This is a genomic window from Streptomyces sp. 8P21H-1, from assembly GCF_013302945.1.
Genome location: NZ_JABTYA010000016.1, coordinates 1,138 through 2,243 on the forward strand (window position 1 = coordinate 1,138; position 1,106 = coordinate 2,243).

1 protein-coding gene is annotated in these 1,106 nt (G+C 74.8%); it reads right to left on the reverse strand.

Features of this window, described 5'->3' with window-relative positions:
* Nucleotides 1-1,106 (reverse strand): acyl carrier protein (locus HO151_RS07095; RefSeq protein WP_254594603.1); only part of this gene is annotated, 1,106 nt, incomplete at both ends.

The following is a 1,106-nucleotide window of genomic DNA, read 5'->3' on the forward strand; positions in this document are numbered from 1 at the left end:
GAGACGTTCCAGGACGAGCATGCCGACGCCCTCGGACCAGCCGGTGCCGTCGGCGGCGTCCGCGAATGCCTTGCACAGGCCGTCGCCCGCGAGGCCGCCCTGCCGGGTGAACCCGGAGAAGTTCATCGGGGTCGACAGCACGGTGACGCCGCCCGCGAGGGCGAGGGAGCTCTCCCCGCTGCGCAGCGACTGGGCGGCGAGGTGGAGCGCGACGAGCGAGGAGGAGCAGGCGGTGTCGACGGTGAGCGCCGGGCCCTCCAGACCCAGGGCGTAGGAGACCCGGCCGGAGATGACACTGGTGGCCAGGCCGGTGCTGGCGTGGCCCTCCACGTCCTCGCGGGAGGTCATGACGAGGTTGGCGTAGTCCTGGCCGGTGGTGCCGACGAAGATTCCGGTGGCGCTGCCGCGCAGGCCCGCCGGGTCGATGCCGGCGCGCTCGAACGCCTCCCAGGAGGTCTCCAGGAGGAGCCGCTGCTGCGGGTCCATGGCCAGGGCCTCACGCGGGGAGATGCCGAAGAAGCCGGCGTCGAAGCCGCCGACGTCGTGCAGGAAGCCGCCGCGGCGGGTGGCGCTGACGCCGCGGTTGTCGGGGCCGCCGCCGAACAGGGCGTCCAGGTCCCAGCCGCGGTCGGTCGGGAACCCGGTGATGCGGTCCTCGCCGTCGGCGAGCATCCGCCACAGGTCGTCCGGGGTGGCGACGCCGCCGGGCATCCGGCAGGCCATGCCGACGATGACGACCGGGTCGTCGGCGACGTCCGCCGCCACGACGGGCGTGCCGGTCTCGCCGTGCTCGTCGAGGAGCTCGGCCACCAGGTACTCGGCGAGTCCGTGCGGGGTGGGGTAGTCGAAGACCAGGGTGGCGGTGAGCCGCAGGCCGGTGACGGTGGTCAGGCGGTTGCGCAGCTCGACCGCGGTGAGCGAGTCGAAGCCCAGCTCGCGGAACTCCCGGCCGGGTTCGACGGCCTTGGCCGAGGAGTGCCCGAGGACGGCGGCCGCCTCGGCGCGGACCAGTTCGACGGCGTGGCGGACCCGGTCCTCCGGTGTGAGTTCCAGGAGGCGGCGGGCGAGGTCGGCCGCGGTGCCGGCGCCGCCGGTGGCGGTCGCGG